General features: G+C 60.7%; 20 protein-coding genes. 9 read left to right on the top strand and 11 right to left on the bottom strand.

Translation table 11 applies throughout. The features are described 5' to 3' along the window. Positions 1-7: 7 nt before the first annotated feature. From AOP6_RS12160 to purB, 4 genes are all read right to left on the bottom strand, one after another. Positions 8-1,429 carry a radical SAM protein gene (locus AOP6_RS12160; protein ID WP_155877025.1) on the bottom strand — a complete coding sequence of 474 codons (1,422 nt, stop codon included), beginning with the start codon at positions 1,427-1,429 and terminating at the stop codon, positions 8-10. A gap of 166 nt (positions 1,430-1,595) precedes the next feature. Continuing rightward, positions 1,596-2,993 carry a DUF3999 domain-containing protein gene (locus AOP6_RS12155; RefSeq protein WP_155877024.1) on the bottom strand — a complete coding sequence of 466 codons (1,398 nt, stop codon included), beginning with the start codon at positions 2,991-2,993 and terminating at the stop codon, positions 1,596-1,598. Next, positions 2,990-5,731 (bottom strand): DUF2339 domain-containing protein, encoded by a 2,742-nt coding sequence (locus tag AOP6_RS12150; RefSeq protein WP_155877023.1) that lies wholly within the window; start codon positions 5,729-5,731, stop codon positions 2,990-2,992. Before AOP6_RS12150 ends, AOP6_RS12155 begins: the two co-directional genes overlap by 4 nt. A 239-nt stretch (positions 5,732-5,970) precedes the next feature. Further along, entirely contained in the window at positions 5,971-7,326 is a 1,356-nt protein-coding gene (purB, locus tag AOP6_RS12145; protein ID WP_155877022.1) for an adenylosuccinate lyase, read from the bottom strand. Between the two features lie 258 nt (positions 7,327-7,584). Here purB and AOP6_RS12140 point away from each other — a divergent pair, with 258 nt between their 5' ends. The 8 genes from AOP6_RS12140 (at position 7,585) to AOP6_RS12105 (ending at position 16,534) form a co-directional block, all read left to right on the top strand. Next, positions 7,585-8,334 (top strand): IclR family transcriptional regulator, encoded by a 750-nt coding sequence (locus AOP6_RS12140; protein ID WP_213194582.1) that lies wholly within the window; start codon positions 7,585-7,587, stop codon positions 8,332-8,334. 422 nt (positions 8,335-8,756) lie between these two features. Then, positions 8,757-9,011 (top strand): DUF4212 domain-containing protein, encoded by a 255-nt coding sequence (locus tag AOP6_RS12135; RefSeq protein WP_155877725.1) that lies wholly within the window; start codon positions 8,757-8,759, stop codon positions 9,009-9,011. Positions 9,012-9,024: 13 nt separating this feature from the next. Further along, on the top strand, positions 9,025-10,836 hold the full coding sequence (locus tag AOP6_RS12130; RefSeq protein ID WP_155877020.1) for a sodium:solute symporter family protein: 1,812 nt from the start codon (positions 9,025-9,027) through the stop codon (positions 10,834-10,836). Between the two features lie 166 nt (positions 10,837-11,002). Continuing rightward, positions 11,003-11,392 carry a hypothetical protein gene (locus tag AOP6_RS12125; RefSeq protein WP_155877019.1) on the top strand — a complete coding sequence of 130 codons (390 nt, stop codon included), beginning with the start codon at positions 11,003-11,005 and terminating at the stop codon, positions 11,390-11,392. 61 nt (positions 11,393-11,453) lie between these two features. Beyond that, entirely contained in the window at positions 11,454-13,418 is a 1,965-nt protein-coding gene (locus AOP6_RS12120) for a putative nucleotidyltransferase substrate binding domain-containing protein (RefSeq protein ID WP_225897284.1), read from the top strand. A gap of 102 nt (positions 13,419-13,520) precedes the next feature. After that, complete coding sequence (locus AOP6_RS12115; RefSeq protein WP_155877018.1) at positions 13,521-13,931, top strand: thioredoxin family protein; 411 nt, start codon at positions 13,521-13,523, stop codon at positions 13,929-13,931. A gap of 7 nt (positions 13,932-13,938) precedes the next feature. Then, on the top strand, positions 13,939-14,601 hold the full coding sequence (locus tag AOP6_RS12110) for a cytochrome c biogenesis protein CcdA (protein WP_155877017.1): 663 nt from the start codon (positions 13,939-13,941) through the stop codon (positions 14,599-14,601). Between the two features lie 31 nt (positions 14,602-14,632). Then, positions 14,633-16,534 (top strand): ABC-F family ATP-binding cassette domain-containing protein, encoded by a 1,902-nt coding sequence (locus AOP6_RS12105; RefSeq protein WP_155877016.1) that lies wholly within the window; start codon positions 14,633-14,635, stop codon positions 16,532-16,534. A gap of 3 nt (positions 16,535-16,537) precedes the next feature. Here the strand turns inward: AOP6_RS12105 and AOP6_RS12100 are convergent, their stop codons facing one another. Beyond that, complete coding sequence (locus AOP6_RS12100) at positions 16,538-17,689, bottom strand: glycosyltransferase family 2 protein (protein ID WP_155877015.1); 1,152 nt, start codon at positions 17,687-17,689, stop codon at positions 16,538-16,540. Between the two features lie 97 nt (positions 17,690-17,786). Between AOP6_RS12100 and AOP6_RS12095 the strand changes: the two genes are divergently transcribed. Continuing rightward, complete coding sequence (locus AOP6_RS12095; protein ID WP_213194581.1) at positions 17,787-18,500, top strand: YkgJ family cysteine cluster protein; 714 nt, start codon at positions 17,787-17,789, stop codon at positions 18,498-18,500. A 75-nt stretch (positions 18,501-18,575) separates the two neighbouring features. Here the strand turns inward: AOP6_RS12095 and AOP6_RS12090 are convergent, their stop codons facing one another. The 6 genes from AOP6_RS12090 to AOP6_RS12065 all read right to left on the bottom strand — a co-directional run bounded on the left by AOP6_RS12090 (position 18,576) and on the right by AOP6_RS12065 (position 25,191). Beyond that, the gene (locus AOP6_RS12090; RefSeq protein ID WP_213194580.1) at positions 18,576-19,466 is read right to left on the bottom strand and encodes a glycine betaine ABC transporter substrate-binding protein; all 891 of its coding nucleotides are present in this window, start codon (positions 19,464-19,466) and stop codon (positions 18,576-18,578) included. A 19-nt stretch (positions 19,467-19,485) separates the two neighbouring features. Continuing rightward, complete coding sequence (locus tag AOP6_RS12085; protein WP_155877013.1) at positions 19,486-20,331, bottom strand: proline/glycine betaine ABC transporter permease; 846 nt, start codon at positions 20,329-20,331, stop codon at positions 19,486-19,488. Continuing rightward, positions 20,331-21,512: a glycine betaine/L-proline ABC transporter ATP-binding protein gene (locus AOP6_RS12080; protein ID WP_155877012.1), complete on the bottom strand. Its 1,182-nt coding sequence runs from the start codon at positions 21,510-21,512 to the stop codon at positions 20,331-20,333. Before AOP6_RS12080 ends, AOP6_RS12085 begins: the two co-directional genes overlap by 1 nt. A 77-nt stretch (positions 21,513-21,589) precedes the next feature. Next, positions 21,590-22,174, bottom strand: coding sequence for a MarR family winged helix-turn-helix transcriptional regulator (locus tag AOP6_RS12075; RefSeq protein ID WP_155877011.1), 585 nt, complete (start codon positions 22,172-22,174; stop codon positions 21,590-21,592). A 184-nt stretch (positions 22,175-22,358) separates the two neighbouring features. After that, positions 22,359-23,681 (bottom strand): DEAD/DEAH box helicase, encoded by a 1,323-nt coding sequence (locus AOP6_RS12070; RefSeq protein ID WP_155877010.1) that lies wholly within the window; start codon positions 23,679-23,681, stop codon positions 22,359-22,361. A gap of 427 nt (positions 23,682-24,108) precedes the next feature. Continuing rightward, complete coding sequence (locus AOP6_RS12065; protein ID WP_155877009.1) at positions 24,109-25,191, bottom strand: SPASM domain-containing protein; 1,083 nt, start codon at positions 25,189-25,191, stop codon at positions 24,109-24,111. Positions 25,192-25,268 lie beyond the last annotated feature (77 nt).

Below are 25,268 nucleotides of genomic sequence, written 5' to 3'. Positions count from 1 at the left end.
CTGCCGGTCAAAAATAAGCCTGCAAACCCTTTGGAATCCATTCAAAACGGGCCAGACTTTCAAAGAGGTCATCCTCGAAGCACGGCGAGAAAGGGGGAGCTGAGGACAAAAAGGTCTGGGAAAAACGGCCGATCTTTTCGTCCTGAAGTTCGAAGTCGGCCGCAACTTTGGCTCGTTCGACAATGACTTGTTTTCTGTCGCCAAGTTTGACGGCGACAAAAGGATTGCGATAGCTGACAGCGGGCAGCTGCCGGGCCGTTGCGTAGGCGATCAGCAGGCGCAAGCCGGAAAAATCGATCAAGGGCCAGAGGGCCGGGTGGATGCTCAGGCGCTCGCCGTTGTGGCTCAGGGACCATTGCTCGCAGGGCGCAGACACGGCCTCGAGTTGGGCACGTTGGCGGGCGATGGCCTCGCTCGGTCCGGTCAGAGTCAGAGTGCGGATGTAGCCGCTTTCGGTAAGCTGCTCGTAGCCTTTGGTCAGAAAGGGGGCGTTGCGCCGCCGGGAGGCGCGGTTCTGATAGCGATTTTTGTAGACGAAGGAGCAATAGTTGACCGGCAGGGGGATGCGCTGCTCGCGGCCGTAGTGGATCAGCTCTAGCGCCGTCAGCTCCGAGTCGAGCACGGTGACCTTGTCGCCATGCAGGTAGGTGTAGCCGCGGGGGGCGAGGCGCTCGAAGTTGTAGGGGGTCAGGCGCAGCTGGTGCAGGTTGAGGTAATTCACGCCGGCCTCGGCCATCTCGACCATTTTGGCTTGCATCAGTATTTTCTCTTCGGCGATGGCGGGGATCTCGACGGTCACGGTGGGGATATGGCCGACGGCAAGGCGCAGCTTGTCGAGCCGGTAGCCGGTGGCGCCGATATCGAAGCGGATCTCGTCGAGGCCGGCGTCGCGCAGCCTCTTCATCAGGTCGGGGGTCGCCAGGGTGCCGTTGGTGTAGAGCCAGACGTGCATGTCGGCGCCGAAGCGCTTTTTGATGGCCTCTATGAAGGCCAGGGTTCGGTTGGGAGTCAGTAGCGGTTCGCCTCCGCTCATGCTGGCGCCGCGGAAGCCGAAACGCTCCAGATAGGTGACGTAGTCGGCCGGGGTGCGGAAGTCGACGGTGTTGGTGGTCGGCAGGCCGATGTCGTCCTGCGAAGCGGGGCAGTAGAAGCAGTCGCAGTTGCAGCGGCCGTTGACGAACAGACAGGACCAGCTCCCCTCTGCGCAGAGCCGGCATCCCGGCGAAAGGTCGGTGCAGTCAAGCTTGGTGCCGCCGCAGCCGACCAGGGCCTTGCCCGCCAGGGCGTCCAGGAGTTCACGGCGCCGGGCCGAGGCCAGTTCGGTCTGCGCCGGCCCGAGAAAGGTGAGGCGGTCGTAGTGCTCGCCGTATTCGCTGCGGTTGCCTTCAACGAGCCGGGCTTTGCCTGCGGACGATATCTCTGTGATCATGCGGCCTCCGCGTCACGAAAAGCACCCCCTTCGAAAGTGGTGAAGGGGGTGAAAGAGGCGCGGAATATAAATGATTTTTCGCCAGGAACAAAGAGATATTTTCGCGAGGGCGTTGCTGAAAATTTTGTCTTGTTATTTCGGCAGGTTGTCGAGACGGATTTTCCTCTTACGGCTTCCCCTGATTGGCGTGCATTTGACGATGCAGCGAGGCTGCCAGCACGCCGATCAGCAGCACACCCCCGACGAGAATCCCCCAAAGAAGATATTTTTTCCAGGGGATGGGCAGGGGGGCCGGCTGCAACCTCTCTTCGCCCCCCAGCACGTACGGCTCACCGGCGATTGCCGCCGCAGGGGTCATCCCCGGCGTCTTGCCGTTGCCGTTGGCACGCAGGAACGCTTCGACCGGCGTGTTTGGTGCAGACACCTGGCCGCTGCCGTAGGCGAGGCGGAAGGGGCCTGCGCCCTGGGCGAGAAAGACCAGGGTGTCGGGCTGCCAGCCGAACTCCAGCACCGGGGTGGGGTGAGTGGTCTCGCCGTTCTGCTCGAAGGTCAGGAGCCAGTGGCGGTGCCGCGTCGGCGGGAGCATGATGGCATCGTTGCGCAGCTCCTGGCCACGAATATTCAGGGTGTAGACCATTCCTCGCCAGCGTTCGTGCCCGGGTTGCTCGCGGGTTGCGCCCGAAAAGAGCCGCACCTGCGCCAGGGTGTTGTTGCCGGGCAGACGGATGCGCACCGAGTCGATGGGGACAGCGCCGTCAAGATCCACCCGGTAGCTTCCCGGCTCGCCGGCGATGGCCATGGCCTCTTGCTCGAAGCTCTGACGTGGGGGCTGCGCCACCGGGATGTCGGTACGGGTGACTACGGCGACGGACGCCAGAGCGAGGGGCTCCTGGCCGGCCGGCCAGCGCAGGCGCAGGTAGGTCGCCCGGGTGCGCGGCAGGGAGATCTTCTGCTGTTCGAGATGATGCCCCTGCCAGGTCAGGTTGGCGACCGCGGCGGTGGCCAGGGGGCGCCAGACTTTGAGGTCGTCGCTCGCCTCGAGAATCGCCTGGCCCAGAAAATTCGCTTCGGTCTGCTGCCAGCTCAGCTTCAGTCCGTCGATACCGTCTTCCAGGGCGCTCGCGTCGATCAGGTAGGCAGCGACCGGGGGGTCGTTGGAGGCAGAGGCCGATTCGTTCGCGCGCACATCGACGATGGTGCCTTCGGCCGAGCGTTCGACCCGCAGGGAGAGATCGCTGCCGATGGGCGCCGCCTCCCCCCGAAGGGGAAAGAAGGGGAGCTCGGTGGTGAGCGTCTCTTCGCTTTGCCGGGTGCGGATCGGCTGGCGCAGGGTGTGGGGCACCACCTGGTCGTCGGCGTTGAAGACCCGCAGGTCGCCCAGGTCGTCGCGGGTGACTCCCTGGTAGACCGCGAGGGGAAGAATCACCTCGATCAGAGCGTTGTCTTCCGTCGTCTCCAGGGGCAGGCCGTAGGCGAATGCGTCCGGTGTCGGAGCCGCTGCGGCTGGGCCGGAAGCGCCGGCCAGCACCAGGGGAAGAATCAATGTGGCAAACAGGATTTTCATGAAGTCTCCGAGCCTTCCCGGGCACGCAGGGGCAGAGGTGCCAGATAGCCGATGATCAGGCAGATCACCCCGACGCCGATGAAGGAGACGATGCGTTCAATCGTACTGGTGTTGGCGAGGTCGACGGCAAAGAGTTTGAGGATGACGACGGCGACCAGGCCGGCCCCCACCAGCCACAACACCCGCACCTGCCGGCGCGAGGCCCACAGCATGATCATCAGGGCCGACAGGGTCCAGAAGATGGAGAGGGAGGTCTGCACCAGGTCGGAGGCAGCCATGGCCTGGGAGGAAAAGCGCACCCCGCCCCAATGGTGCAGGGTGCGAATGAGCACGGCGTTGAGCCAGAAGAAAATCGTGCCGCCAAATAGGGCCAGCCGGGGGACGCGCTCGAGACCGAAGGGCTGCTCCCCCAGATGGCGGGTGAGCGTGGTGCTCCAGAATCCCATCGCCAAAAAGACAAAAGCCTGGGTCAGGTCGAGGGGGTTGAGCAGGGGAAGGTAAGGGAGCGGCCGCGCCCCGCCCGCATTGATCAGGTTAATCTGGATCGAGCCCCCCCACAGAGCGAAGATCACCGGGGTCAGACCGTAGACCAGGTAGGTTCGCCGGTAGTCCGTGAGAGGCCACACAGCGGCATTCCAGCGGCGGCTCAGGGCCAGGACGAACAGTGCCGGCACCAGGGCGCAGGTGACCAGCGGCCAGATATCGGCGCCGCGGACCAGGTGGTCGGTCCACCAGGCCGCCTCCCAGGTCACCAGGGCGATGAGCAGCAGCAGCGCCCCCAGGTGCAGGGTGGCGAGGTGCCGGGCCAGGCTGCTTTGCCGATCACGATGGAGCAGGGTATAGAGAACCGCGAAGGCCAGTGGCCAGGCGATCACGCCACCGTGGGTGAAGGGATGGCGGTTCACGGTCCAGAACGTCTGGGCGAAGGAGAAAATCATGGCCGGCAGCAACGCCTTGTAGACGTGCTTCATATCCTCCCAGCGCTGTTTTTCGCCGATGAAAAAGGCGAGGGCGGCCGAGAGAGCGAAGAAGGCCAGGCTGGTTGCCGGCCGGTACGGGGAGTAGACAAAGGTGTTGATCTCCTGCAGCCCGCCGCCGAACCACCACAGCAGCGCCCAGACCAGGGGGAGGGCGCTTTCCATGCGGGCGGTGGGGACGCTGTCGCGGTAACGGTAGAGAACCCCGGCGCTGAAGAAGCCGGCGAAGGCCACGGCCAGGCAGCCAAGAAAGGCGCTGTTGACCAGGGGGAGGTTCGGTGGCGGTACTGCGGCCGCCGTCAGGAAGGCAAAGCCGGCCAGAGGCTGAAGGGCGAGACCGAAGGCGCGGGGCATCCAGCGCCCCTTGCGGAGGGCGAGCCAGACGATGGCCGCCCCTTCAAGGGCCCAGGCGGCGGAGGTCCAGCGGCCATCGAGGGCCAGAGGGATGGCGATGGTGCCGAGCACCACGCCCGTCGCCATAAAGGCCTCCACCAGGGTGCGCATGGCGGGGCCGCCGCGGCGGAACAGCAGCCAGGCGGTACCGGTATAGAGCAGTCCTGCCGCCAGGGCCGTCCAGGCCAGGCCATATTCATAGGGCCTCACCAGTACGGCCTGCAGGCCGAAGCAGACGATGGGGGTGCCGAACACCAGGGTGCCGTCGACGTACCCTTTGAAGTCGAAGGGTTGGTTGCGGGCGAAAAGAATCCCCAGCATGAAATAGAAAAGGAAGAAGAGGATGAGGAAGGGTTCGGTGGTGGCGAACAGTTCGGGGCGGTAATTGCCGTGTCCCCACAGGGCGCCGATGGCGAAGGTGAAGACGAAGCCGAGCAGGTTGAGCTCCCGCCAGGAGCGGTGCCAGGCCGTATAGAAGATGCCGGCATTGAGCAGGGCGTAATAGCTGAAGAGCATGACGTGGCTCCCCTCGCCCGTCGAGGTCAGAATCGGCGCCAGAAAGCCGCCGAGGATGCCAATGACGGCGAGGCTGCGGGCGTCCTGTGCAATGGCGAGGGTAGCCGAGAGGATCGACAAAGCGACGAGCAGGGGGAGCACCAGCCCTGCCGGCAGCAGGTGGTAGAGGCGCATCGCTGCGAAGATGGTCAGGTAGAGGATGCCGACAGCGGCTCCCTGGACGATCAGGGCGTAGGCCGGTTTCTTGACCCGCAGGCGCCAGCCGAACAGGAGCAGGGCGATGGCGCCCAGGCCGACTCCCAGCAGGCGCAGTTCGATGGGGATAAAGTTACGCTCGGCCGAGTATTTCAGCAGGAAAGCGACGCCGAAAAACAGCACCACCACCCCGGCCCGTACCACCACGTTGCCGCCGGTGAAGTAGGAGACCAGGATGTTCCATAGCTCGATCTGTTGCGCCGGTTTCTGAGGAGCTTTCTTTGGCATAGGCCGTGACACCGCCGGTCTCGTCGGGGGTGGCGTCGGCCGCACAGCTGTGGCGGCGCGTACCGGCACTTCCCGGGGGGGCAGGGGCTCCTGTGCCTCGATTTCGAACAGGAACTCCTCGCTGGAGGCGGGGGCCTTGTCCCGTGGAGATTCGCTGTGCTGCGCCGAGGACTGCTTGGCCGCTTCCAGTGAATGAAGGGCCTCGTTCAGGCGGTACTCCAGGTTGCCCAGGCGGGCCTGCAGGTGCTGGAGGCGCACCCACAGCCAGGCCAGGAGGCCGCAGATGGCGGCACTCAGCAATAAACGATTGTGGGAGCTGTAGAGAAAGGCGCCTGCGAGCACGCCGACCAGGGTAACAACGATCTTCATGGTGTCTCCGCAGATGAAGGAAATGTCCGAGGCGAGGCCCGGTTCGCCACGAGCACTGCAAAATTGTCACCAAGCTGGACCCCTCTTTCTATGTCGTTCAAAAACAGGGGGTTAGCCCGTCCTTGGCTGTTTCGCTCTTAGCCGGGTTCCGGTATTTGGCGGTCTGACAACGCCTTCACGAGGCCACCATAAAAAAAGCCGACCCTGTGGGGCCGGCTTTTTCACAAAAGGGCTGCGAATCAGTCAAGCTTTTCGACGAGCGCCGCCGCCATGCCGGTGTAGCTGGCCGGCGTCATGTCGAGCAGGCGCTGCTTGTCCGCCGGGGCCAGATCAAGGCCTTCCACGAAGACACGGATGGTGTCGCGGTCGATCTGCTGGCCGCGGGTCAGTTCCTTGAGTTTTTCGTAGGGCTTTTCGATTCCTGCCTTGCGCATGACTGTCTGGATGGGTTCCGCCAGCACCTCCCAGGCGTGGTCAAGGTCGTCGGCCAGCTTCTGTTCGTTGAGCTTGAGCTTGCCCAGGCCCTTGAGGGTCGAGCGGTAGGCGATGAGGCTGTAACCAAAACCGACTCCCATGTTGCGCAGCACGGTGGAGTCCGTCAGGTCGCGCTGCAGGCGGGATATGGGCAGCTTCTGCGACAGGTGGGAAAAGATGGCGTTGGCCAGGCCGCAGTTCCCCTCGGAATTCTCGAAATCGATGGGGTTGACCTTGTGGGGCATGGTCGAGGAGCCGATTTCCCCCTTCACGGTCTTCTGGCCGAAATAGGCCATGGAGATGTAGGTCCAGATGTCGCGGTTGAGATCGGTGAGAATGGTGTTCCAGCGCGTGAATGCATCGAAGAGCTCGGCCATGTAGTCGTGGGGCTCGATCTGGGTGGTGAAAAGATTCTGCTTCAGTCCTAGCTCCCCTTCGATAACCCCTTGGGCCAGAACGATCCAGTCGACCTGCGGATAGGCGCTGAGATGGGCGTTGAAGTTGCCGACGGCGCCATTGAGCTTGCCGAGAATTTCGACCGCGGCAATGTGCTCACTCTGCTTCTGCAGGCGGGCGACGAAGACGGCCAGCTCCTTGCCGATGGTGGTGGGTGAGGCCGTCTGTCCGTGGGTGCGGGCCAGCATTGGTACTTCGCGAAACTGGGCGGCCAGCTGCCGTAGATGATCGATGATCGCCTGCTGCTGGGGGATCACCGCTGCCAGCCCGTCCTTGAGCATAAGGGCGTGGGAGAGGTTGTTGATGTCCTCCGAAGTGCAAGCGAAGTGGAGAAACTCAGACAGGTCTTCGAGGGAGGTGCCGGCGATCTTCTCTTTAAGGTAGTACTCCACCGCCTTGACGTCATGGTTGGTGACGGCCTCGATGGCCTTGACCTTCTCGGCTTCCGCCGGGGTGAAGTCGGTGACGATGCCGCGCAGAAAAGCCTCCTCGCTGGCGTTGACGGCTCGGCATTCGGGAATGCCGGCTTCGGCGGCCAGGGCCAGAAGCCAGAGGACTTCGACCTTCACCCTGTTGCGCAACAGGGCATATTCGGAAAAACACTCGGTCAGCTCGGTAACCTTGGATGCATAACGCCCGTCGAGGGGGCTGATGGCCGTAATCATGGCTGTCTCCTTTGGCGTGAAATTGCCCGGCAATATAGCCCAGTCCTGCCCAATCTGCAACCCTGCTTCTTGTATCGTTGGGACAAGAACGACCTTGGAGGCATAAAAAAATAAAACAGTATTATAAAAAATGATTGCATTGATCGATTTGTTTTCCTATTATTTCGCAACCGTCCAAAAACTATAGAGTAAACGTCGATAAAACATAGAACGTTGTAATAAATTATCCCAGATTTGATGTGGGGGTGGGGGCTGACTATGCGTGTCAGGGAGCGTGGCGATTACAGCGTGCAGTCTGTGGAGAATGCCTTGATGCTGCTTGAGGCGCTGGGGGATCAGGATGAGGAAATCACCCTTTCGCAGCTGAGTGAGCGGTTGGGGATGAACAAGGCGAGTGTTTTTCGCCTGCTGGCGACCTTTGAGAGTCGAGGCTATGTGGAGCGTCGCAAGGGGGCGGGAGGTTATGGCTTGGGGCCGCTGGCCTATGAGGTTGGTCAGAAGCTCCTGTCTCGGATGGATCTGTTGCGCAAATCGAAACCCGTCATGGAGGCATTGGCCCGTGAATATCGTGAGGCGGTCTACCTGGTGGTGCGTCGGGGAGATGAGGCGCTGTTTCTCGATGGCGTGGATTGTTCTCAGCAGGTGAAGGTGGTTTCTCTGGTGGGCAAGAGGTTTCCCCTGGGGGGCTGCGCGGCAGGGCGGGTCTTGCAGGCTTTTGAGCATGGCGTGGCCGGTGCCGCGGGTTCATGTCTGGAGGCCGTTTTGTTGCCGGCTGAGGATGCGGCGATCCTTGAATGTGGAGCCTGTGCTGATCTGCATGGTGTTGGGCAGGGTAGTGCCGCTCTGGCAGTGCCCCTGTTGGCTTCCGGCGGTCGAGTGGTCGGGGCCTTGACGGTAGTTGGACCTGATTTTCGCCTCGATGTGGACGGGTTGTCGATGGGGCTGCTGGCTTCCCTCTGTGGGGCAGGGGATGTGATTAGTTCTCGGATGGGCTTCATTTCCAGTTAGGGTGTGAGTCTTTGGGGTGAACTGTTTTATGGGGTTAACTACTTGTGCTGAAATGGTTTTCTGTTTTTTTTATCCCATCGTGATCTCGCTAGGTGTGAAAAATTCAAACAGAGTTTTAATTTTTTGTTGACATGTGGATCTCTTTGGCGATAATTGAAACCAAAGTCAGTGAAATAAGGTTTTGCTGAAAATAACAACGTTCACTGGATATGCATGTTTTTGATTTACTCGCGGTGTGAAAAGCGGTTTCTGATGTGAGGGTTCAGGGTCAATTAAACTACTTTTTTAGCTAGGAGGTGCTCAGGCAAAATAGACGAAATGATTTTTGCCGCTAGAATGAACACTAGGTTTGCAAACGAAAGGGAAGGTTTCGCATGGTGAAATGGCGATTCGCCATTTTCCCCAACCAGGAGGAGGATTTTATGGACAGAAGTGCACAAGCGTATTGGAAGTCAGTACTAACACTGGTAGGCCAGATCCTGGTGGTCTGGTTTGTGGTGTCCTACGGGGCGGGCATTATGTTTGCCGATGCTCTCAACAACATCAGTCTGGGAGGCTACCCGCTGGGATTCTGGTTCGCTCAGCAGGGATCGATGTACATCTTCGTGGCTCTTATCTTCATCTATGCGTTTCTGATGAATAAGATCGACGAAAAATTTGACGTTCACGAGCAATAAGGGAGGAGCCTACATGAGTCTCGCAGCAATCACCTATCTTGTCGTTGGTCTCACTTTTGCTCTCTATATCGGCATCGCCATCTGGGCCAGAGCCGGGAGCACCAGTGAATTCTATGTCGCCGGCGGCGGCGTTCACCCTGTCCTGAACGGTATGGCTACCGGCGCTGACTGGATGTCGGCCGCATCGTTCATCTCCATGGCCGGCCTTATCGCTAATATGGGCTACGGCGGCTCTCTCTTTCTTATGGGCTGGACCGGCGGCTACGTTCTGCTGGCCATGCTCCTGGCTCCCTACCTGCGCAAGTTCGGTAAATTTACCGTGCCGCAGTTCGTCGGGGACCGATTCTATTCCAAGGGCGCGAGCTCGGTGGCGGTCATCTGTCTGCTGACGGCATCTCTGACCTACATCATCGGTCAGATGACCGGCGTCGGTGTCGCCTTCTCCCGCTTCCTCGGCGTCTCCAACGCAACCGGTATCTACATCGGAATGGCCATCGTTTTCATGTATGCCGTTTTCGGCGGCATGAAGGGCATCACCTACACCCAGGTCGCCCAGTACTGCGTCCTGATTCTGGCCTATACCGTTCCGGCCATCTTCATCTCGCTGCAGCTGACCGGCAACCCCATCCCCCAGCTGGGCCTTGGCTCCGACATGGTTGGCAGCAGCGTCAGCCTGCTGGAGAAGCTCAACCTCATCGTGACCGACCTCGGTTTCGCCGAATATACGACGTCGGTGCCGGGCAGCAAGCTGAACATGTTCGTCTACACGGTCTCCCTGATGATCGGCACCGCCGGTCTGCCCCACGTCATCGTGCGCTTCTTCACGGTGCCCAAGGTTAAGGACGCCCGTTACTCTGCCGGCTGGGCCCTGGTCTTCATCGCCATCCTTTACACCACCGCGCCTGCCGTGGCCGCCATGGCCAAAATGAACCTGCACGCTACCGTCAACAAGGCCGTTATGTCGGATGGCGACATGTATGCCACGGAAAACAGCATCGTGTACGAAGAGCGTCCGGCCTGGATGCAGCGTTGGGAAGTGACCGGCCTGCTCAAGTTCGACGACAAGAACGGCGACGGCCGCATCCAGTACTACAACGACAAGACGAAGAACCCCGAGGTTCTGGCCAAGGCCCAAGCGGCTGGCTGGCAAGGTAACGAGCTTTCAGTCAACGCCGATATCATGGTTCTGGCCAATCCTGAGATCGCCATGCTGCCCAACTGGGTCATCGCCCTGGTTGCTGCCGGTGGTCTGGCCGCCGCTCTCTCCACCGCGGCCGGTCTGCTCCTCGCCATCTCCTCGGCTATCTCCCATGACCTGCTCAAGGACATGTGGATGCCCAACATGAGTGAAAAGGCTGAACTGATGGCCGGCAAGATCGCCATGGCCGGCTCCATCGTGGTTGCTGGTTACCTCGGCCTCAACCCGCCGGGCTTCGCCGCCGGTACCGTGGCCCTGGCCTTTGGTATCGCCGCCAGCTCCCTCTTCCCCTGTCTGATGATGGGTATCTTCAACAAGCGCATGAACAAAGAAGGTGCCATCGCCGGCATGGTCGCCGGTCTGACGGTTACCCTGTTCTACGTCTTTGCTCACAAGGGGATCTTCTTCATCAAGGGAACCGATTATCTCGGTCTGATCGGCGGCGCCAACGCCTTCTTCGGCATCACCCCCGAGGCCTTCGGTGCCATCGGTGCCCTGATCAACTTCGGCGTGGCTTATGTGGTCAGCAAGATGACCGCAGCTCCCCCCGAGCACATCCAGCACCTGGTCGAAAGCGTCCGCGTACCTCGTGGTGCCAAGGCTGTGGATGGAAGCCACGGACACTAGGCTTTCCATACGCTAATTACAGAATGTCAGTTTGATTTGTTTACCCCGCCAGTGCGCTGGCGGGGTTTTTTTTCAGATTTATATTGATTGCAGCCTTCTTCATCAGGTAAAAAGGGTTCGTTTTAAACGGTGTTTCGGGTCTGTAGAGGATGACGGGAGTCTGATTATGTTCAACTACTATTTCAATTTCGTGCTGCAGTGGGTTTTGTTTCTCGCCCTGTTCCCCATGGCCTTCTTCTGGCTGCGGCGGACCTGGCGGATATTCGGCAAGCGCGATTATTCCGAAGTCGCCCTCAAGCGGGGAGAGTCGCCTCCCCGGCCGGAGAAATGGGCCACCCTGGTGGGGCTGGTCAATCTGGCCGCCGGCCTGGTGGCGCTGGGAACCGCGCTGGGTATCCTGCTCGGCCTGGGGGCGCTGCAAGATCCGCAATCCTGGATCGCCGTGGCCGGTTCGACCATCTGGATCAAGATCTTCCTCGATTTCATCATCAGCCGGCAGGCGCATCCCATGAACCTGGGCCGTAAAAAAAAGAAGAAAGACTCCTCCGCCTCCTGATGGCGGGTTGTCCCCGTTCGAACAATGAAAGAAGCTTCCCGTTCCAGGAGGCTTTTTTCGTATGACGGCACACCAGGGCAGAGTTATGGCAGGCAAAAGCGGGGTTGTCATGGATTTGATAAAGACCTTACAAGCTACGGAACCCTTCAGTCAGCTCCCGGCGGATATTCTGGCCGATTTCGAACAGCATGCCGTCACCCAGAAGTTCCCTCCCCACACCCATGTTTTTCACCAGCATGATTCTCCAACCGGGTATCTTTATTTAATCAATAAGGGGCTGGTGGAGATCGTCGCCCTGACTCCCGGCGGTGTGGAAATGGTCGTCGACTACCGCAAGGAGGGACAGTTTTTCGGTGCAACCCCCATCTTTACCGGCGAACGCTACACGGCCGGAGCCCGCACGGTGAAAGCCACGGAGTGTTATCTGCTGCCTCAGGAACTGCTGACCCGTGCCGCCAAGCATTGCCCCCAGATTACCGAGCACTTCACTCGTACCATCCTTTCTCGCGTGCGCAGCCTCTATTCGGAGATGGTCGAGGATCATACCCAGAAGGCGCTGACGCAGATGGAGGCCTATCCATTCAAAAAGCGCCTGTCCGAGATCATGTCGTCGCCGGTGGAGACCTGTACGTCGACTACTCCAGTGCGCGAGGTGGCTCGCCTGATGATTGAGCGTGGCATCGGCTCGCTCATTGTCCGAGATGACCAAAAAGCCGCCGCGGGGATCATCACCGAGCATGATCTGGTGCGTAAGGTCATGGCTCGGGAAGGCGCCGATTGCGACATGCTGACCGCCGCCGACGTCATGACCGCCAATCCCCATACCATGCCCGTGGACGCCTATATGTACGAGGCCACCAGCTTTCTCATGGGGCACCGCATCAAGCACATGCCGGTCATCGATAGCGGTGAAGTGGTGGGCATGGTGACCTTGCGCGATCTCATGAAATACCGCAGCCAGAAGTCGATGATCCTGGTGGGCAGCGTCAAGGAGGCGCGCTCCATCGACGAGCTGGTGACGGCTCGTGCCAGTGTTGTCAAGGTGGCCAAGGCCCTCATGGGCGAGGCGCGCTCCCATTTCGAGACCATGGAGATTCTCTCCTATATTCACCACTGCATCATGAGGCGCTGTTTCGATCTCATTCTCGCCGAGATGAAGCAGGAAGGGAAGGTGCCGCCCCCCATCCGTTTCTGCCTCATCATCATGGGAAGCGGCGGCCGCAAGGAGATGCTTCTCAATCCCGACCAGGACAACGGCCTGCTCTACGAGGATTTCCCCGATTCGGAACTGGAGCGGGTCGAAGCCTTCTTCAAACCCTTTTCGGAGCGGCTGGTACAGGCTTTCGAACGCATCGGCTATCCCCTGTGCAACGGCAAGGTCATGGCCAACAATCCGTACTGGCGTGGACGGCTCAAGGACTGGAAAGAGCGCATTACACGCTGGATCACCGTGCCCGAACCCAAAAGGGTCATGTATTCCACCATCTTTCTCGATTTTATGCCCCTGGCCGGTGACGCCACTCTCTGCCGGGATTTGCGCAGCATCCTGCATGAGGCCTTGCGCCGCCACCCGATCTTTTTTTTCTATCTGCTGGAGAACGATCTCAACCTTAAATCTCCCCTCGGCATGCTGGGGCGCTTTGTGGTGGAAAAGAGCGGTGAACACAAAGGCCTTATTTCTCTGAAACAGGCCGGCAGCGTTTTTATCGTCGATTGCGTGCGCATGTTTCTGCTGGAGAAGGGGGTAGATGCCACCACCACGGTGGAGCGGCTGGACGAGCTCGTGCGGCTGGGCGTCTTCAATCACGAGACCGCCGAGCATCTCAAGGCGGCCTTCGAAGCTTTCACCTTTCTGCGCCTGCGCCACGAAATAGCTCTCATCGAGCAGGGGAAAACACCTTCCCACTACATCGATCCCTACGCCCTCTCCAAAAACGAGCAGGATATCCTGCGCGAGGCCCTGCGGGCCGCCGCCAAGCTGCAGGATTCCACCAAGCGCCACTTCGGGCGGGGCATGCGCAGCTGATCTTCAGATACAGTCGGTTTCTTCCCTTTCCCCTTGCGCCGCCGCCCGGTGGTCACTATATTACCTTCTCACGATCTTTCGTCACCTATCCCGGGAGGTTCTATGCAGATGATAAAAGTGTTATTGCTGATTTTGTTCGCCCTGTTGCCGGCCTGTACCGACAGCGAGCAGAAAACGGAGGCTTCGTCGCCGGCGGTGACCGTGTCCGGACAGGCTGGCGAGCAGGCCGCTGGTCCTTTTCTGGTCTTTTTTCTCGACCCCAACGGTGGTCCCTGCCGCCTGCAGCATGACATTCTCATCCGGATGGCCGCTGAGCTGGACGGCAAGGCCGAGCTTCGTTATGTGCAGACGACGGTCCCCGAGGACCTCAATTACTTCTATGCCTACGGTATCCGCGGCTTGCCGGCGCTGGTGCTGGTCGATGGCGAGGGGCGTGAAATCAAGCGTCTTCCCCCCGGGGTGCGCAGCGCCGATGAAATTCGTTCTCTGCTGAAAAGCGCCGCAAAGCAGTGAGGTCGTGATGCCCCTTGATTTGTCGCTGTCCTCGCTGCTCATGGCCCTGGTTGCAGGCTTTGCCAGTCTGGCTTCCCCTTGCGTGCTCCCCGTTGTTCCCATCATCGTCACCGGCACGCCCCAGGATCACCGGCTGCGTCCTGTACTCATCGTCCTCGGACTCAGCATCAGCTTTATCGCCATGGGGGCCGTGAGTTCCCTCTTCGGCGGCGCCGTGGCCGGCGCCATGCCGACGCTGGAAAAGGTGGCGGGGGTGGTGGTCATTTTCTTCGGTGTCCTCATGCTCTTCGATGTCAACCTCTTCAAGCGGCTCACCTTTTTTTCGCGCCTGCCGGCGGCGGGGTCGGGGCGCTGGTCGGGGTTGATCCTCGGGCTGACGCTGGGGCTGGTGTGGATCCCCTGTGTCGGTCCCGTGCTGTCGGGGCTGCTGGCCATGGTGGCTACGGACGGCCGTCTTTCCGTCGGACTCCTGTTGCTGGCCGTCTACTCCCTCGGCTTCGCCATCCCCATGCTGCTGGTCGGCTACGCCAGCCAGTCCGTGCGCCAGAAAATACGCGCCGTCAATCGACATCCTCTAGCCGTACGGCTGCTCAGCGGCCTGCTGCTCATCGCTTTTGGGGTCTACATTCTAAAAGCGGGGATGCTGAGCATCGGCTTCACCACGGCATGAACGGCACTCTGAGGCGCCACCAGGATACCCCATGAACGTCATCGACATAACCGATCTGCACAAAAGTTACGGCGCTCGCAACGTATTGGCCGGCATAGGTCTCACCCTCGGCGAGGAGGAGAAGGTCGGGGTCATCGGCCGTAACGGCTGCGGCAAGTCGACGCTGCTGCGCATCATCGCCGGTCTCGAAACGGCCGATGAAGGGCGGGTTATTCGCAAGCGCGACCTGACCGCCGTCTATCTGCCGCAGGAGCCTGAACTCGATCCCGCCCTGAGCATCCGCCAGACCCTCGATGCCGCCCTCGGCGAAGCGCGCCGGCGTCTCTCCCGCTTTCAGGCCATCTCGGACGAACTGCACACCGCCCACGGGGATGCCGCCGAGCGTCTGCTGCACGAACAGCATGAAATCCAGAGCTGGCTCGACCTGCACGGGGCCTGGAATCTCGATCACAAGGTAGCCGACCTCTGCGGTCAGCTCGATCTGGCCGATCCACAGCAGCGGGTGGGCGAACTCTCCGGCGGCGGCGTCAAGCGGGTCGCCCTGGCGGCGGCGCTGCTGCGCGAGCCCGAACTGCTGCTGCTCGACGAGCCCACCAACCATCTGGACGCCGACACCGTCGCCTGGCTGGAAACGGCCCTGCGCAGCTTCGCCGGGGCGGTCATGCTTGTCACCCATGACCGCTACTTTCTCGATCGGGTCGTCAACCGCATGTTTGAAATCGACCAGGGGCAACTGACGTCCTTCGCCGGTGGGTACAGCGCCTACCTGGAGCAGAAGCAGGAGCTGCTGCTGCGCGAGGAACGCTCCCAGGACCGCCTGCTCAATCTGCTGCGTCGCGAGGAAGCCTGGTTGCAGCGCGGGGCCAAGGCCCGCACCACCAAGCAGAAGGCACGCATCGACCGGGTCGAACAACTGCAGGGGCAGAAGAAGACCGGATCCGGCCGGGAGATGAAGCTCGAACTGGAGATGGGGCAGCGTCTTGGCGGCACCATCCTCGAACTGGCCGGGCTGTCGGTCGAGATGGGTGACCGTTCCCTCATTCGCGACCTCGACCTCATCATGCGCAAGGGGGAGCGTATCGGCATCCTCGGTCCCAACGGTTGCGGCAAGACCACTCTGCTGCGCACGGTTCTCGGCGAGCTCTCGCCTGCCGCCGGCACCGTCGTTCTCGGCAAAAACACGCGCATCGGCTACCTCGATCAGGCCCGCAGCGGCCTCGATCCCGAGCAGTTCGTGCACGAGGCCGTGGGGGAGGGGGACTGGGTCACGGTCGCCGGCCACAAGCGCCACAAAATCGGCTATCTGGAGGACTTTCTCTTCTCCCGCGATGAGCAGCGCAAGCGCATCTCCACCCTCTCCGGCGGCGAGCGTGCCCGCCTGCTGCTGGCCAAACTCATGCTCGAGGAAGCCAACCTCATCATCCTCGACGAGCCGACCAACGATCTCGACATCCCCACCATGCAGGTGCTCGAAGAGGCCTTCAACGCGTTCCCCGGCTGCGTGCTCGTCGTCACTCACGACCGCTGGTTTCTCGATCGCATCGCCACCGGCATCCTCCATTTTGAAAAGGATGGCCACGTGCAATTCTATGAGGGTAACTACGACGATTTCTGCCGTCTGCAGGCCCTGGAGGCCGAGGAGTCGGCAGCGCTGAAGGCGCCTCCCAAGGCCAAAGAGACGGAAGCGAAGGGGCGCAAGCGGGCCGGGCTCAGTTACAAGGAACAGCGGGAGCTCGAAGCGGTGGAGGCCGAAATCGCCGCAAGGGAAGCGGAAATGGCCGAACTGGAAGCGATGCTCTCCGACCCTGCCCGTCTGGGCGGCGACAGCGGTCGGCTGCAGGAAACGGCCCGCCAGTTTGCCCTGGCCGAAAGCCGGCTGGAGGAACTGATGGCGCGCTGGGAAGAGCTCGAACGGAAAAAAGCGGGGGACTGAGGCTCACACCCTGTTCTGGCGCAGTTCCGCCAAGGAATAGAAGGTGCCGCGCCAGGTGATGCCGCCGTGCAAAAGATTGAGAGTGACGGAGCGCAGCAGGATGTAGGCAAAGAGGGCGGCGGCCAGGGGGTAGCCGGCGGCGTACCAGCGCCGATAGCCGTGAAAGCGGGCGCCGTCGATCAGGCTGAAGGTCAGCACCGCGACGATGGCCGCATAGAGGAGGCGGGTTGTCCCTGTCGTCAGCAGGAGGGCCGCGTAGGGCCAGACGCTGACGGCCAGATGGAAAAGGGCGCCGGCGATAATCAGAGACAGGCGGTAGTCGGTGCCGGCAAAGACGTTCTTCTCCAGCCCGCGGATCACCTCGCCGACGCTGGCGTACCACTCGACGCTGATGAGGTCGGTGCCATAAGCGATATCCTGTGAAAACCCCCCTTTTTTGATAATCTTGCCCAGCTTGAGGTCGTCGTCCGGGCGCAGGGCGATGGTGCGGTGGCCGCCAACCTCCCGGTAGGCTGTCGTGCGCACCAGATTGAAGGCGCCGATGCCGATGTGGCAGCGGCTTTTGGGGTCGCGAACTTTCCAGGGGCGCACGTACATGCCGAAGATCAGGCCGAAGGTGGCCCCGAAAATATTGAGAAAATGGGTGGGCATGTGAGGCACCGGGGTGGCGGCCTGGTGATCGAGGTTTTCACCCTCAAGGAGGGCGACGGCGCGTGCCAGGGTGCTCGGTTCCATGACCACGTCGGCGTCGGTGAAGAGGAGCAGATCGCCGCCGGCCAACGCACTGCCGCGCCAGAGGGCGTGGTTCTTGCCGAGCCAGCCGGCTGGCAGTTCGTCGATGGTGAGCAGGCGCAGGCGTTCTTCGCTGGCGCTCATCTCCTGCAGGATGGCGCCGGTGGCGTCTTCCGAGCGGTCGTTGACCACAATCACTTCGTAGTCAGGGTAATCAAGCTGCAGGATTGACTGCAGGGCCTGCCGAATGTGGCGCTGTTCGTTGCGGGCGGCGATGACCACCGAGACCTTGGGTGGTTTAACGGACAGCGCCGGGACCACTTCGCGCAGAAAAGTCAGCCGGCGGCTGCCGGTATAGGCGATTACCGCCGCCGGGGTAATGATGAGCAGGGTGACGAGCCCCAGCCAGAAGAGAATATTCATATCCACTCCGCAGGTGTTCCGGTTTATATTCCTGTCTCCACGGTAGTGCAACAGGCGGTAAAAAGGTAGGGAGAAAATGACGTTGACAGGGGAAAAAATGGCAGGTTGGCCCGCGCTGAAAGAGGCTGTTGATGAGGACCATAATCGGCTGGACCGGGATATCGCCCGCTGGTGCAAGGACTATGGCGCGCGCGCTGGGAAGATTCACTGTGGCAGGGGGTGCCACAACTGCTGCACCCTTCACGTTGACGTGCCGTTGACCGAAGCCCTGCTGGTCAGCGACGCGCTCAGTGCAGAGCAGGCGGCGGCGGTGGAGTCCACCGTGGAGGGGATGGCGACGGAACTCGCCGGCATCGACGACTTCAAAACTTTCCTGCGCCATTATCGGCGACGGGTCGGCGCCTGTCCCTTTCTCGGTGCGGACGGGGCCTGCACGGTCTACACCGTGCGCCCCTTCGCCTGTCGGGCCCTGCTCTCCACCCGGCCCGCCGACTGGTGCGCTATTGACTTCGCCGAGCTGACGCCGCTGGAACGCACTCTCTTTATGGACAGCCTTGACCGCGCCGTGGTGGCTTTTCCCACCCACTATGTGGAGGCCACCCAGGAACAGGCCCGGGTGCTGGAAACCACCGCCATTCTGGCCATGCGTGAGACTTTTGGTGTGGCCGTCAGCGGCAATCTGCCCTATCTTGTTCATCTGCAGCGCCAACACGGCCTAGGTGAGGCGCTGGCGCAGGGGGAGGCCGCGGTACGGGAGCTTCTGCACCGTGACGGCATCGACTCGCCTTTTCTCGTTCATCTCCATCTCTGAGCCCTCAGACACACGAAGGGGCGGCCCTTTCGGTGCCGCCCCTTCGTGCTCATGCCTGTCGCGCTTGCCTGTCAGTTACTTCAGCCACTCGGCTACTTTTTCCGGATTTTCATTGATCCAGCGCTTGGCGTTTTCATATGGGTCAGCACCCTCTTCCTCATTCCAGACCATGACCGCGGCCATGTCTTCGGGAGACCAGTTGAATTTATCCAGGAAAGCATAGACCTCGGGCTGTTCTTCCTGCAGACCCTTGCGCACGATGGTGTGGATGACCTCTTCGCCACCGAAGACGTTTTTAGGGTCTTTCAGATATTTGAGGTCCCAGGCCGCGAACTTCCAGTGCGGTGTCCAGCCAGTGACAACGACCCACTGCTCGTTCTTGATGGCGTCGGCCAAAGCCGCGGTCATGGTGGCGCCGCTCCCTTCGATGAGTTTGAAGTTGTCCAGCCCGTATTCAGTAAGGGCGAGCTCCGTTTTGGACATAAGGCCGGCCCCTGGGTCGATGCCGATGATGCGGCCATCGAACTTTTCGGCAGTGGCGTTGAGCTCTTCCAGCGAGTCGATGGTCACGTAGGCCGGCACGACCAGGCCGATGCGAGTGCCGACCAGATTGGGCCCGAGGTCGACGAGCTTGTCCTTGAGTTCATCAAGGTAGTGGCCATGGGTGGTTGGCAGCCAGGCGGCGACCATGCCGTCGGCGTCGTTGGAGGCGATGGACTGCCACATGGCAGCAGCGCTGACCGGAATAGTTTTGACCTGGTAGCCCATCTTCTCTTGCAGAACAGCCTTGACCACGTTGGTGCTGGCCACTTCCGAAGACCACTCGACGTAAGCCAGTTCAACGGTCTTTTTGGTCGGTGAGTCCTCTTTGGAGGTGGTGTCGGTTTCCTGTTTGGTGCAGGCGAAAAGCCCGATACTCAACAGGGCCAGCAGAATGACAGGAATACGAATCATGCGTGATGTCATTTTTATCTCCTTGTTCGTGTTAAAGGTTGACGGATTTACGGGTGGTTATTTTCTGGGTAATACGGTCGAGGATGATGGCGACGATAACCACACCCAGGCCGGCCTCAAAACCCATCCCCGGCTTCAGACGCTGAATCGCCTTCCAGACTTCCCCACCCAGACCGCCGGCGCCGATCATGGCAGCGATGACGACCATGGACAGGGACAGCATGATGGTCTGGTTGACGCCGGCCATGATGGTCGGCGTCGCCAGCGGCAGCTGCAGCTTGAGCAGCTTCTGCCGGCGGGTCGAGCCGAAGGCGTCCGCCGCTTCGATGAGCTCTTCCGGCACCTGCCGGATGCCGAGGCAGGTCAGACGGATGGCCGGCGGCATAGCGAAGATGACGGTGGAGAAAATGGCGGAAACAGGCCCCAGACCGAAAAAGGGAATGGCCGGGATCAGATAGACGAAAGCCGGCATGGTCTGCATGAAATCGAGCACGGGCATGGTGACCCGGTTCACCCCGTTGAAAAGAGCGGCCATGATGCCAATGGGAATACCTATGGCAACGGCTACGAGGGTGGCGATGAGGACCAGGGCGATAGTGGAAACCGTTGGCTCCCACAAACCCAGGTTCCAGATAAAGAGCAACCCGGCGAGGGCGAAAATGGCAATGCGCCGTCCACTCAGCCACAGGGCAATGCCGGCGAAGATGAGGATGAGCAGCCAGGGGGGCAAAAAGAGCATGCCCTCGACCAGGGCGTCGATGCCGGTCTCGGTGACCCGGGAAAGACCCTTGGTGATAAAGGCGAAATGATGGGTAAAAAAATCGATAAGGGCTTCAATGCCTTTTCCCAGGGGAAACTTCGGCAGGGGCATATCCATCAGCTGAGCCTCCTTTCTGCCATGGCGGCCAGCAGGGCGCCGCGGACGATGATGCCTTTGAGTTTCTTGTCCTCATCGACGACGGCGACGGGAAAGTTTTCGAAAGCGAAGAGTTCCTGCAGGCTGGCGCCAGGGTGAACCTGGGGAACGTCGCGAACAATGGCCGTTTCGATGCTCGGTTCGTTGTTCTTGGCCAGCTTCGAGGCGTCCTCAGCCGAGAGGATGCCGAGCAGTCGCCGCTCCTTGTCCACCACCAGGATGCCGGAAAGACCGACTTCCTTCATCTTGTGCAGGGCGGTTTTGGGGCCATCCTTGGGGAAGGTGACGGCGGTGGCCTTGTGCATGACCGATTCGGCTGTGAGAATTTTGGAGACGTCGACGTCTTCGATAAACTTTTCGACATAGTCATCGGCGGGGTTGGTGAGAATCTCTTCCGGTGTACCGGCCTGCACGACGGCGCCGTCGCGCATGATGATGATCTTGTCGCCGAGTTTGAGAGCCTCGTCGAGATCGTGGGTGATAAAGACGATGGTTTTGTTGACCCGGCTCTGCAGAGCCAGTAGTTCGTCCTGCATTTCACGGCGAATGAGGGGATCGAGGGCGCTGAAAGCCTCGTCCATCAGCAGGATGTCGGGGTCGAGGGCCAGCGCCCGGGCCAGACCGACGCGCTGCTGCATGCCGCCGCTGAGCTGAGCGGGATAGGAATCCTCCCAGCCTTTGAGGCCCACCAGTTCGAGAGCCTCCTGCGCTTTGGCCTGCCTTTCGTCAAGAGCGATGCCCTGAATCTCCAGGCCATACTCGGCATTCTGCAGGACGGTGCGATGGGGGAAGAGAGCAAAGCGCTGGAAGACCATGCCGAATTTCTTCAGTCGTGTCTGGCGTAGGGCCTCTTCCGACAGTGTGGTGATGTCGATTCCATCGATGAAGACCTTGCCACCCGTCGGCTCAATGAGACGATTAAGACAGCGGATGAGGGTCGACTTGCCGCTGCCGGAAAGTCCCATGACCACCAGGAAGTCCCCCTCGTTGATGTCGAAGGAGACCTTGTTGATGCCTACCGCCAGCTTGTGGCGTCGCAGCAGTTCTTCCTTGCCCAGGCCTTCCTCCAGCATTTTGATCCCGGCACGGGAGTTCTTGCCGAAAACCTTGTAAAGATTTTCGACCTTGATCTTTGGTGTCATAGCATTCCTGTCTTTTTTATAAGGAAAAAAGGGGATGACCACTTCAGAGAGACAGTACGTGAAAAATAGACTGAGAGTCAGGGGGTGTCAGAATTCGGTGGCGAAGCGATGGGGCCAGTGGCGAGCAGGGGCGCCGCATCAATCTTGCGTGCCTCCATCAGATCCACGACTTTCTCCAGGGAGAGGGTGATGGAGACTCTTTCCAGCTCAGGCAGTTCCTTCAGGGCGACGGCCAGGGATTCCTGCAGGGGGCTGGGCGCCTCGCCAGCCAGGCGCTGACCCGCTTCCGTTGCCACCACCTGAACTTGTCGGCGATCACGGCTGCTGCGCTGACGGACGACCAGGCCCTTTTCTTCGAGGCGGTCGACAATGCCGACCACGGTGCTGGGGCTGAGGTAGATTTTATGAGCCAAGGTGGTGGTGGGCAGGGGGCCGTGCTCGATGAGTGCCAGCAGACAGCCGAGTTGGGGGCCGGTGATGTTGTGCTGCTGGATCAGCTTCTGCGAATGGATTTCTGTAGCCCGGATGATGCGCCGCAGGGCTTGAAGGATACGCAGTTCGTAGTTGCTTGAAGGGATGCGGGGTGGTTGATGGATGGCGGACACTGGGGTGTTTGGGGTTTCGTGGGTCTCCGTGGCCGGTTTTTTGGGTTGAGATGTCATGTGGCGACCTCTGGTGATTAGATAAGTTCGATATTTATTTCGAAGCAAAAGATTCGTATGCGAATCGTAATAGATAGCACAGCTAGGGGAGAGTTGTCAAAATCTGCATCAGCAAAAGGCAGGGAATAAAAAAGCCGGTGCGCACAAAGCGCACCGGCTTTTGGTCAGGATGGCGGTGGTTTTATCAGCGGCTGCGGCGGTGTATGACCACGGGCTCGCTCTTGGGTTTGGCGCCAAAGGGGCGACTGGCGCCGCCAGTGCGGCGCTGTTGCGGGCGACCTTCTTCGGTTTTACCGTAGGAGCGCTGTTGTCGTACGGGTTTGCCGCCTTGGGGTTTGCGGCTGGTACGGCGGGGCTGCGGGCTGAGGCCACGGGTCGGCTCCAGGCCGGGGACGACATGCTGGGGCAGCGATTGGCCGATGTAGCGCTCAATGCGCTGCAGGGCCAGGGCGTCGCTCCCGGAAGCAAAGGAGATAGCTGTCCCGGAGGCGCCAGCACGGCCCGTGCGGCCGATGCGGTGGACATAGTCCTCGGCAAACTTGGGCAGGTCGAAGTTGATGACGTGGCTGATGCCGGTGATGTCGATACCGCGGGCGGCGACATCCGTGGCGACCAGCAACTTGACACGGCCGTTGCGCAGGTCACGCACGGTGCGGTTGCGGGCGCCCTGGGTCATGTCACCGTGCAGGGCGGCGGCGCGATGGCCCCGGGAGGACAGATCCTGGGCCAGGCGGTCGGCGTCGCGCTTGGTGGCCGAGAAAATGATGGCCTGGTTCATGCTGCTGTCGCTGACCAGGTGTTCGAGCAGGCGCTGCTTGTGTTCCAGGTTGTCCGTCACGTGCAGGCGCTGTTCGATTTTCAGGCTGGTGGAGCCCTGGGTTGCCAGCGCGATCTTAACCGGGTTCTTCAGCAGGGCCATGGCCAGCTTGGTCATGGCCTGGTCGAGGGTGGCGGTAAAGAGCAGGGTCTGGCGGTTGGTCGGGGTAGCCGCGGTAATTTTTTCCACATCCTGCTGAAAGCCCATGTCGAGCATGCGGTCAGCTTCGTCAAGAACGAGGATTTCCACGCGCGACAGGTCGAGGCTGCCGCGATCGAGGTGGTCGATGAGGCGTCCCGGCGTGGCGACGACCAGGTCGAGGGGCTGCGACAGAGCTTTGAACTGCTCGCGGTAAGGGCTGCCGCCCAGGATGACGGCGCTGCGGATACGCAGATACTTGCCATAGGTGCGGGTGGCCTCCGTTACCTGGCTGGCCAGTTCGCGGGTAGGCGTCAGCACCAGGATGCGCGGGGCGCCCTTGGGGCCTTTTTTCAGAGTGGCCAGACGCTCAAGAGCTGGCAGCATGAAGGCGGCGGTCTTGCCGGTGCCCGTCTGGGCGCTGGCGATCAGATCTTTGCCCTGCAGGGCTTCGGGGATCGCCTTGGCCTGAATAGGGGTCGGGGTGGTGTACCCGCACTCGAGGACGGCTTTGAGGACGGGGGCAGACAGGTTGAGTTCGGTAAAAGACATGCAGAATCCTTGCTGATTTCGTCGCCGGCACGAATCTATGCAGCCGCAAGGCACAAGCCTTCCTCTATGCGGACACGCAATGGCTGCTCGAAGGACGAAACAGTGAGTAATGTTCGGGGTGCGATACCGCTGGGACAAACGACTGTCCCAAGGGAAACGGTTGTGCACAACACCGTTGGCATGAACGCATCGTCGCCAACCGAAGTGCTGCGCAATATCCGAAGGGAATGATTGCAGGGGGGTCAGTGATCGATGGGGCAGAGGAAAAACCGGACGGGCCGGCAATAGAGGACTTTTCCGCTGGTAGCGTTAACGCTGAACCACGCACTATAGACACTGTTTGCCTAAAAAGCAAACAGTTTTTTTGGAAATCTTGGCTTGAGGGAGACGATGCCCAGAGCGAACTTCATCACAAAGCCATGTTTTTTCACAGCAGGGAACTGAGATTGCCGAGATCGACCCGGGGAGTGTCGACGAGTGATCGCAGCACGAGGAGAAAGTCGGCGTGATCCGGATGATCGGCCCGGTGTATGGCACGCTCTCCAAATTCCTGACGGCTGAAGGTGCCCCAGTTGACCAGCTGGCTGAAATAGACGGCGGCGCCCAGGTTGTGGGCCAGAGCGACGAAGGCCGGCATCTCCCGGTAGTTGTTGGTCTGGACGACGAAGCTGAGGGTGAGGGCAATGGGAAGTCCGGCAATATAGCGCAGGTTGTCGAGCAGCAGCCGGAAATCCCCGCCACGACGGTTAAGGGTGTAGGTCGCCGCCGTGGCGGCGTCGATGGAGATCTCGGCGGTCTGCACATAGGGATGAATCGGCGTCAGCGATTCCCACAAGGATTTGTTCCAGAGCTGGCCGTTGCTGTGCAGACGGATGCTTTTCAGCCGGGGGAAATCCCCGGCATCGAAGTTCTGCAGCAAATCCCGGTAGGTCGGGCTGCCGAAGGGATCACCGGTGCCGCTGAGGATCAGGGTCTCGGCCGAGGGGCCCGCTTGGCGGCGAATTTTTTCCGTCAGGACAGCGACGGTTTCCAGTGCGGTTCCCTGCGCCAGGTGAAAGTCGCGGCGGCAACTGGCACAGGCCAGATTACAGCTGCGATCGTGGCAGAGGTTGAGGGTCCTGGGGCCATAGGTCAGGGTGGTGTCACCAGACTGCAGTGCCTGCCGGATGTCCGGATCGGTCACCTGGGCCAGGGGCATGACCGGTGCGGTGGCGCTGGCCAGGCGGGGGCAGCGCTGGCGGTTGCAGCCGGAAAAGCTGCCTTCGAGGATGGCCTTGCGCACCTGGCGGGCCCGCTCGCCATTCCAGATCTGGTCGAGGGGGGCGTGCAGGAGGTTGCCGACGGAGGTCTTCAGCCAGGCCGGACAGCACAGAAAGACCTGGCCGTCGGGGTGAATCTCGCACCAGTCGAAGGGTTGGGTGCAGAACATTTGGGTGTTGGGGGAGGGGGGGAGCATGACGATTTCCTCTGTTTTGCCTGCCAGGCGAGGACTGTAGCAGAAGGTTGTCATCGGGGGAAGCCTTTGTCGAGAAGAAGTTTATATGGATTTTTCTATAAATATCTCTTTCGGGCCCATAAAGCTGTTGA

The organism is Desulfuromonas sp. AOP6 (assembly GCF_009731355.2).
GTDB lineage: Bacteria > Desulfobacterota > Desulfuromonadia > Desulfuromonadales > SZUA-540 > SZUA-540.
This window is presented reverse-complemented; position numbering and strand designations above follow the sequence as displayed.

What these genes read in the sequence shown, in the direction of transcription:
- AOP6_RS12160 (WP_155877025.1), bottom strand. Translation starts at nt 1,429, where the DNA reads ATGATCACAGAGATATCGTCCGCAGGCAAAGCCCGGCTCGTTGAAGGC.
- AOP6_RS12155 (WP_155877024.1), bottom strand. Translation starts at nt 2,993, where the DNA reads ATGAAAATCCTGTTTGCCACATTGATTCTTCCCCTGGTGCTGGCCGGC.
- AOP6_RS12150 (WP_155877023.1), bottom strand. Translation starts at nt 5,731, where the DNA reads ATGAAGATCGTTGTTACCCTGGTCGGCGTGCTCGCAGGCGCCTTTCTC.
- purB (WP_155877022.1), bottom strand. Translation starts at nt 7,326, where the DNA reads ATGATTACGGCCATCAGCCCCCTCGACGGGCGTTATGCATCCAAGGTT.
- AOP6_RS12140 (WP_213194582.1), top strand. Translation starts at nt 7,585, where the DNA reads ATGCGTGTCAGGGAGCGTGGCGATTACAGCGTGCAGTCTGTGGAGAAT.
- AOP6_RS12135 (WP_155877725.1), top strand. Translation starts at nt 8,757, where the DNA reads ATGGACAGAAGTGCACAAGCGTATTGGAAGTCAGTACTAACACTGGTA.
- AOP6_RS12130 (WP_155877020.1), top strand. Translation starts at nt 9,025, where the DNA reads ATGAGTCTCGCAGCAATCACCTATCTTGTCGTTGGTCTCACTTTTGCT.
- AOP6_RS12125 (WP_155877019.1), top strand. Translation starts at nt 11,003, where the DNA reads ATGTTCAACTACTATTTCAATTTCGTGCTGCAGTGGGTTTTGTTTCTC.
- AOP6_RS12120 (WP_225897284.1), top strand. Translation starts at nt 11,454, where the DNA reads ATGACGGCACACCAGGGCAGAGTTATGGCAGGCAAAAGCGGGGTTGTC.
- AOP6_RS12115 (WP_155877018.1), top strand. Translation starts at nt 13,521, where the DNA reads ATGCAGATGATAAAAGTGTTATTGCTGATTTTGTTCGCCCTGTTGCCG.
- AOP6_RS12110 (WP_155877017.1), top strand. Translation starts at nt 13,939, where the DNA reads ATGCCCCTTGATTTGTCGCTGTCCTCGCTGCTCATGGCCCTGGTTGCA.
- AOP6_RS12105 (WP_155877016.1), top strand. Translation starts at nt 14,633, where the DNA reads ATGAACGTCATCGACATAACCGATCTGCACAAAAGTTACGGCGCTCGC.
- AOP6_RS12100 (WP_155877015.1), bottom strand. Translation starts at nt 17,689, where the DNA reads ATGAATATTCTCTTCTGGCTGGGGCTCGTCACCCTGCTCATCATTACC.
- AOP6_RS12095 (WP_213194581.1), top strand. Translation starts at nt 17,787, where the DNA reads ATGGCAGGTTGGCCCGCGCTGAAAGAGGCTGTTGATGAGGACCATAAT.
- AOP6_RS12090 (WP_213194580.1), bottom strand. Translation starts at nt 19,466, where the DNA reads ATGACATCACGCATGATTCGTATTCCTGTCATTCTGCTGGCCCTGTTG.
- AOP6_RS12085 (WP_155877013.1), bottom strand. Translation starts at nt 20,331, where the DNA reads ATGGATATGCCCCTGCCGAAGTTTCCCCTGGGAAAAGGCATTGAAGCC.
- AOP6_RS12080 (WP_155877012.1), bottom strand. Translation starts at nt 21,512, where the DNA reads ATGACACCAAAGATCAAGGTCGAAAATCTTTACAAGGTTTTCGGCAAG.
- AOP6_RS12075 (WP_155877011.1), bottom strand. Translation starts at nt 22,174, where the DNA reads ATGACATCTCAACCCAAAAAACCGGCCACGGAGACCCACGAAACCCCA.
- AOP6_RS12070 (WP_155877010.1), bottom strand. Translation starts at nt 23,681, where the DNA reads ATGTCTTTTACCGAACTCAACCTGTCTGCCCCCGTCCTCAAAGCCGTC.
- AOP6_RS12065 (WP_155877009.1), bottom strand. Translation starts at nt 25,191, where the DNA reads ATGACAACCTTCTGCTACAGTCCTCGCCTGGCAGGCAAAACAGAGGAA.